Below are 5,680 nucleotides of genomic sequence, written 5' to 3'. Positions count from 1 at the left end.
CCCGACCCGGCCCCGGCCTGAGCACGCCCCATCCAGCGTTGCGGTCACGCAACGCTAATTCGCCATGCCTCAAAGCACCCGAGCTGAATGCTTACCGGAGCTGGATCGGACTCGCCGCCCTCGCCATCATCTTCTTCTCCTACACGGCCCTGGAGGTCTCGCTGGCCCCGGCTCTCCCGGTGATCCAGGAGCAGCTCCACACCACGAACACTTCCATCGCCTGGGTGTTCACGGCCATGCTGGTCTGCGCCGCCGTTTCGACCACGCTCGCCGGGCGTCTCGGGGACGTCTACGGAGCCCGTCCCGTCCTGCTGGCCGTGCTCGGGATCATGGTCGCGGGCATCGCATTGGCCGCCGCCGCCACCTCGATACAGATGCTCGCGGCCGGGCAGGCCTTGCAGGGCATCGGGATGGGGATGGCGCCGCTGTCGGTGGCGATCCTGCGCGGCATGTTCCCTCCCACGCGCGTCACCATGGCCATCGGGGTCTTCGTCGGCGGGAGCGCGATCGGCAACGCCCTCGGCTTCGTCCTTCCCGGCTTCGTCCTGGACCGCCTGTCGTACCGGTGGCTCTTCCTCCTCCCCCTCATCGTGATCGTCGTATCGACTCTCGTCGCATGGGTGTGCCTTCCGGCTGTGTCGAAGGGCACGCGCCAGCGCGTCGACTGGTTCGGGGCGGTGGGGGTGACGATGGTCCTGACCCTGCTCCTGCTCGCAGTGATGCAGTCACCCACCTGGGGCTGGCTGTCGGGCAGGACCTTGGCCATGTACGGCGGCGCGCTGGTGCTGCTGTTCGCCTGGGTGGTCGTCGAGGCCCGCTCGCGTGAGCCGCTGATCGCAATCGGCCTGCTGCGGCAGAGAAGCGTCTGGCTGACCGGCGTCATCAGCTTCACCATCGGGTTCGGGATGTTCGGGAGCCTGACCCTGGTCCCGCTCCTCGCCGCCCTGCCGCCCCTGAACGGCATCGGGTTCGGAGCGGACACCACGCAAGTGGGCATGTTGCTCCTGCCGCTCGGCGTGGCCGGAGCCGTGGTCGGCCCGCTCACCGGCTACCTGGATCGCTGGATCGGTTCCCGCGCCACCGTCCGCCTGGGGATGCTCGTCCTCACCCTCGGTGCGTTCAGCCTCGTGTTCCTGCACACGCAGAAGTGGCACATCATCCTCTCGGTCTCCCTGTCCGGGATCGGGATCTACCTCGCCCTGACCGCCCTGATCAACCTGGTCACCTCCTCCGTCGCGGACAAGGACGTCGGCTTCGCCGCGGGGTTGCCCCTGACCGCGCGGAGCATCGGCGGAAGCCTGGGCGCCCAGATCGGCGTCAGCGTTCTGGCCGAGAGAACGTCCCACGCCACGGGCATGCCGCTCGGATCGGGCTTCACGATCAGCTTCGCCATCGCCGCCTGCCTGACCCTCGCAGGTCTGGTGCTCTCGCTGGCTCTGCCGTACGTACGAGAGAACGTCACGCGGTCCCGAGGCAGGAGCCCCGTGAAGACATGACATGGGTCCGCCACTGGAACACATCGACATCCAGCGACGTCCGGCCTCAAGGACGAGTACGCGGTTGCGCGCCCCGGCCATCCCGCCCCGTGCGGAGCGGGAGGCCGGTGTCCGCGCCGTCCAGCGCCGTAGAGCATGACAACCCCGTAGAGCACATGACGACAAGCACAGGTGAAGGAGCCGGCGATTATGCGCAGACCGGAGCGCGTGGGGGTCGTGGGGGCAGGCATGCTCGGTCTGGCGACGGCATGGCACCTTCAGGATCGCGGCGTCCAGGTCACGGTCATCGACCGCAAGGGCGTCGCCGCCGGGGCATCGTGGGGGAACGCCGGATGGGTCACCCCCGCGCTGGTGGCGCCCCTGCCCGACCCCGCAATCCTGCGCTACGGACTGTCCGCCGTGGTCAGGCGCTCATCGCCGGTGTATCTCCCTCCGCAGTTCGACCTCGGTCTTCTGGCGTTCCTGGGACGCTTCATGCGGAACAGCACCATGCGGAGGTGGCAGGTCGGCATGCGAGCGCTGGCCGACCTGAGCCGTGGTGAAGCCGATGCGTTCGATGCGCTCGCGTCTCGTCGATGGGCGGACGGCGCAGTGCACCGCAGCTCCATCTTCGCCTGCGCGGACAGGTCCGAGCAGCTTTCAGGCTTGCTCGTGGAGCTGGCTCACGTGCGGGAACTCGGCGTCCAGGTGCGGCACAGCACTCTCACGCCGCTTGAGGCGCGCGAGCTGGTGCCCACTCTGACGGACGCGGTGGGCGCTGTCCTGCGGATCGAGGACCAGCGGTTCATCGACCCCGGGCGGCTCCTCGCCGGGCTCGCCTCCGACGTGTGTGCCCGAGGTGGCCAGGTGAGGGAATCGGTCACCGCGGTGGACATCGATGCCGGCGCCGAGGATGTCAGCGTGCTGACCGCCACCGGGGACCGGCTGCGCTTCGACGCGGTCGTCGTCGCCACTGGCACCTGGCTCGGGCAGCTGACGCGCAAGTTCGGTGTCCGGACCCGGGTACAGGCGGGACGTGGCTACAGCTTCAGCGCGCGGGCGAAGGCATTGCCGGCAGGACCGCTGTACCTGCCGGCGCTGCGAGTCGCCTGCACACCGCTGGGGGATCGGCTGCGTATCGCCGGGATGATGGAGTTCTGTCCGCCCGAGGCCCCCCTCGACGAACGCCGGGTGCGCACCATAGCCGAATCGGTACGCCCCTACCTGTCCGATGTGGACCTGGACGGGCGCACCGACACCTGGGTCGGCAGCCGTCCCTGCACCGCGGACGGTCTGCCGCTCATCGGCCCCACCTCGTCCGGCCGCGTGTGGGTGGCGGGCGGGCACGGCATGTGGGGCATCACCCTGGGCGCCGTCACCGGCCGCGCACTGGCACACGCCATGACCGGCGATCCGCGACCGGAACTGGTCCCCTTCCACCCGTTGCGCACCAGTTGACACCGAGCTGAGACCACGGGCGCGAAAGGTCGAGGGCGGGCACCTTTTCCTGCGCTGCCGGGCAGCCGACGGGCATCTCCCTCGCGAGCCCAAGGATTCCTGGAAACGTTGGTCGGAGAAGATCGCTCGTCCAATAGCTGTTCTGCCGACGAGACCACGGAGGATGACGCCTCATGCAGCTCACTGCCCAGACATTCGACGACCGGCGGCGGGCCATCTCCGTGCGCTTCGGGGACGACCTCACGGATGTGGCGCGTGCCGTGCAGATTCTGGTTCGTCAGTCGGTCGCGGTCGAACGACTGAACGTGGCGGCGGCCAGCTCGCAAGATTCGCGCCTGTGCATGGATGTGCAAGCGAAATTCGTCGATGATGCCCAGCTCCGCCGGGTCAGCAACTCGTTGTCGCGCCTCTGCGGTGTGCTCGAGGTCGAAGTCGGCATCGCCGCGCCCCCACGTCCATAGCCGAGCTCGCGAGATGATCAAGGTTGCCTGGACCTACGCGCTCGGCGCCGTGCTGCGCGGCCTCGAGCCTGGCTGAGTAGCGAGGCACGCGGCACCTGCGCAGAACGGCCTTGAGCACGCGGTCCGACAACAACCACCGTCCACACTAGGCCCGGCCCATGTTCATGAGCCGCGCCGCTTTCCTTGGGAGTGCCACCCGTGACGAAACCGGTCCTCGTAACGGGCGCCACCGGCCGGCTCGGCCGCGCGCTCGTGCCACGGCTCGTCTCCGCCGACCATGATGTACGGCTACTGAGCCGCAGGCCACCGACGCATCAAGATCTCGGGCACGCCTGGGTGACCGGTGACCTGCTCGGCGGTCACGGACTCGCGGCGGCGGTCACCGGGGTCGACACGATCATCCACTGCGCGACCAGCAACGGCCGCGCGGACGTGGAGGGTACCCGCCGACTCATCCAGGCGGCTCTGCACGCCGGGAGCCCACACCTGATCTACGTGTCCATCGTGGGCATCGATCGGGTGAACCTGTCCTACTACCGGACCAAGCTCGCCTGTGAGCACCTGCTGGAACGGTCGCGCCTGCCTTTCACGATCCAGCGCACGACCCAGTTCCACGACCTGATCGTCTGGATGTGCGCCATACAGCGTTGGCTGCCAACGATCGTGATGCCCGCCGGAGTCAGCTTCCAGCCGATCGACGTCCGCGACGTGGCCGATCACCTGACCGGCCTTGTGGGCGCAGCGCCCCGCGTCGGGCGGGCACCCGACATCGGCGGACCAGAGATCCACACCGCCGCTGAACTGGGCCGCACCTATGCGCGAGCCAAGGGCAGCCGTAAGCGGGTGATACGGGTCCCGATGCCCGGCGCCGCCTTCCGCGGCTACCGCGAGGGCGGGCACCTGGCTCCAGAGCGCCGCGTCGGAAAGATCCGGTTCGCGGACTACCTCGCCGAGTCCCTGGCCGCGGAGCATCGAGCATGACGGCACGGACGCTGCTTCGCGCGGGGCTCGCCTTCCTGGCCGTGACCCAGTTCGGCGCCGGCTACTGGGCCCTGTTCGCCCCCCGCTCGTTCTTCGCCATCCCCTGGGTGGGCATGCGAATGCCGTACAACGCCCACCTGATGATGGACTACGGCGCGATGAGTCTGGCCATCTCGGTGGCTCTCGGGGGCAGCGCCCTAGTCGTCCGGCGGAGCCTGGCCCGCAGCGCCCTTGCCGTCCACCTCGTGTTCGCGGTGCTGCACCTGGGAATCCACATCCGGCTCATACACCACCTCACGCCTGCGGAACGCGCACCCTTGCTGATCGCGCTGTCCACGGCGGTCGCGATCACGTTGATGCTGCTGTTCCTGACCACGCGGCTGCCAACGGATGCCTGAGAGGGGAGTGTCAAGCTGACAGAGACATCCTTACCGCAGGCGTCGCCGTGCCTTCTGCGGTAGGCCTTCGCCCAGTTGCCCAGGGTGGTGTCGTGGATCCCGACCTCACGCGCAACGTGGGCGATCGGGCGCGGGCCGTCCCGGACCATGCGGACGATCTCGTCCTTGTGCTCCTGGGTGAAATGCCGCCTCTGTCGCGCCAACGACCCTTCCTTTCCGCTTCCCCAACTCTGGTTGGGGAGCTGTCCGGAAGATCCGGGGCGCCTCACACTGACGGACGCGACCCCATCGCGATGATCGAAGCTCTGATCGCCGAACTGGATCCGCAAGCCGGGCGGGATGTGGTCGCCGACGCGGTCTACCGATCGGCAGCCCGCCCCGCCTATCAGCAGAAACTCGCCTGGGCCCTGGAATCCAACCCCGCCCTGCTGACGGGGGACGGCCACCTCGCACCCCACCGCGCAATCCTGCGGTTGATCGACCTGCTGCACGCGGCTGGTGTCGCTGGGATCGTCCGGCCCTCTTGCCCCCGCTGCCACAGAGTCGTACGCATAGACAAGCCTCTGGAGGGCCAGCGGGTCTGCCGCACCTGCATCGCCCACACCCGCATCGAGGAGTGCTCGGGCTGCGGAGCCTTCCGCGAGCCGGCCACCCGAGACGACCACGGCAGGCCGCTGTGTCCGAACTGCCTGGTCAGCGACCCGGTGAACCTGGAGACCTGCATCAGTTGCGGCAGGCGAAAGGTCGTGAACATCCGGACCTCGGACGGCCCGCTCTGCTCGACCTGCCCGTCCCTGCCCACCGCGAGCTGCACCCGGGTTCCGCAGTTGGTGGTCACACGTGATGCCGAATCCGGGGTCTGGCCTGGGGGAACGCCGATTAGAGCGGGAGAGGGCGTGTGTCCACG

5 protein-coding genes are annotated in these 5,680 nt (G+C 68.6%); all 5 read left to right on the top strand.

Features of this window, described 5'->3' with window-relative positions; genetic code table 11:
- A partial coding sequence (locus ACGFK0_RS37530) for an MFS transporter (protein ID WP_392913519.1) occupies positions 1-1,496 on the top strand: 1,496 nt, incomplete at its 5' end.
- Positions 1,497-1,685: 189 nt separating this feature from the next.
- The gene (locus ACGFK0_RS37525) at positions 1,686-2,933 is read left to right on the top strand and encodes an NAD(P)/FAD-dependent oxidoreductase (RefSeq protein WP_392913518.1); all 1,248 of its coding nucleotides are present in this window, start codon (positions 1,686-1,688) and stop codon (positions 2,931-2,933) included.
- Between the two features lie 173 nt (positions 2,934-3,106).
- Positions 3,107-3,394 (top strand): hypothetical protein, encoded by a 288-nt coding sequence (locus ACGFK0_RS37520; protein WP_392913516.1) that lies wholly within the window; start codon positions 3,107-3,109, stop codon positions 3,392-3,394.
- A 198-nt stretch (positions 3,395-3,592) separates the two neighbouring features.
- Positions 3,593-4,375, top strand: coding sequence for an SDR family oxidoreductase (locus ACGFK0_RS37515; RefSeq protein WP_392913514.1), 783 nt, complete (start codon positions 3,593-3,595; stop codon positions 4,373-4,375).
- The gene (locus ACGFK0_RS37510; RefSeq protein ID WP_392913512.1) at positions 4,372-4,773 is read left to right on the top strand and encodes a hypothetical protein; all 402 of its coding nucleotides are present in this window, start codon (positions 4,372-4,374) and stop codon (positions 4,771-4,773) included. The genes ACGFK0_RS37515 and ACGFK0_RS37510 overlap by 4 nt, the downstream gene beginning before the upstream one ends.
- The last annotated feature ends 907 nt before the right edge of the window (positions 4,774-5,680 follow it).

The organism is Spirillospora sp. NPDC048823, from assembly GCF_043198445.1.
In the GTDB taxonomy this organism is placed as follows: domain Bacteria; phylum Actinomycetota; class Actinomycetes; order Streptosporangiales; family Streptosporangiaceae; genus Spirillospora.
This window is presented reverse-complemented; position numbering and strand designations above follow the sequence as displayed.

Coding starts and splice junctions, on each gene's coding strand:
- ACGFK0_RS37510 (WP_392913512.1), top strand. CDS start 4,372: ATGACGGCACGGACGCTGCTTCGCGCGGGGCTCGCCTTCCTGGCCGTG.
- ACGFK0_RS37520 (WP_392913516.1), top strand. CDS start 3,107: ATGCAGCTCACTGCCCAGACATTCGACGACCGGCGGCGGGCCATCTCC.
- ACGFK0_RS37525 (WP_392913518.1), top strand. CDS start 1,686: ATGCGCAGACCGGAGCGCGTGGGGGTCGTGGGGGCAGGCATGCTCGGT.